At 64.7% G+C, this 1,192-nt stretch carries 1 protein-coding gene; it reads left to right on the top strand.

Going from position 1 to position 1,192, the window contains the following annotated elements; genetic code table 11:
- Positions 1-1,191, top strand: coding sequence for an elongation factor Tu (gene tuf / locus OC446_RS30420; protein WP_262032591.1), 1,191 nt, complete (start codon positions 1-3; stop codon positions 1,189-1,191).
- The last annotated feature ends 1 nt before the right edge of the window (position 1,192 follow it).

Here is a 1,192-nt window from a genome sequence, read left to right as displayed (position 1 = left end):
ATGGCGAAGGAAAAGTTTGAGCGGAATAAGCCGCACTGCAACATTGGGACGATTGGTCACGTGGACCATGGCAAGACGTCTCTGACGGCGGCGATCACGAAGGTTCTGGCGGAGTCGGGCGGGGCGACGTTCACGGCGTACGACCAGATCGACAAGGCGCCGGAAGAGAAGGCGCGCGGCATCACGATCTCGACGGCGCACGTGGAGTACGAGACCACGAACCGGCACTATGCCCACGTGGACTGCCCCGGCCACGCCGACTATGTGAAGAACATGATCACGGGTGCGGCGCAGATGGACGGCGCGATCCTGGTGGTGTCGTCGGCCGACGGCCCGATGCCGCAGACGCGCGAGCACATCCTGCTGGCCCGCCAGGTGGGCGTGCCGGCCCTGGTGGTGTTCATGAACAAGGTCGACATGGTCGACGATCCGGAGCTTCTGGATCTGGTCGAGCTGGAGGTGCGCGAGCTTCTGTCGAAGTACGACTTCCCCGGCGACGACATTCCGATCGTGAAGGGCTCGGCCCTGTGCGCTCTGGAAGACCGTCAGCCTGAGATCGGCCGCGACCGCGTGCTCGAGCTGATGGCCGAGGTCGACCGCTACATCCCGCAGCCGGAGCGTCCGGTGGACCAGCCGTTCCTGATGCCGATCGAAGACGTGTTCTCGATCTCGGGCCGCGGCACGGTGGTGACGGGTCGCGTCGAGCGCGGCATCATCAAGGTGGGCGAGGAAGTGGAGATCGTGGGTCTGCGCGACACGCAGAAGACGACGGTCACCGGCGTCGAGATGTTCCGCAAGCTGCTCGATCAGGGCCAGGCGGGCGACAACGTGGGCGTTCTGTTGCGCGGCACGAAGCGCGAGGACGTGGAGCGCGGCCAGGTGCTGTGCAAGCCCGGCTCGATCAAGCCGCACACGAAGTTCAAGGCCGAGGCTTACATCCTGACGAAGGAAGAGGGCGGTCGTCACACGCCGTTCTTCGGCAACTACCGTCCGCAGTTCTACTTCCGCACGACGGACGTGACCGGCGTGGTGACGCTGCCTGAGGGCACCGAGATGGTGATGCCGGGCGACAACATCACGATGGAAGTGACGCTGATTGCGCCGATCGCCATGGAAGAGAAGCTGCGCTTCGCCATCCGTGAAGGCGGCCGTACCGTCGGCGCCGGCGTCGTCGCTTCCGTGATGGATTAAT

Source organism: Microvirga sp. Mcv34 (assembly GCF_024519725.1).
GTDB lineage: Bacteria > Pseudomonadota > Alphaproteobacteria > Rhizobiales > Beijerinckiaceae > Microvirga.
This window is presented reverse-complemented; position numbering and strand designations above follow the sequence as displayed.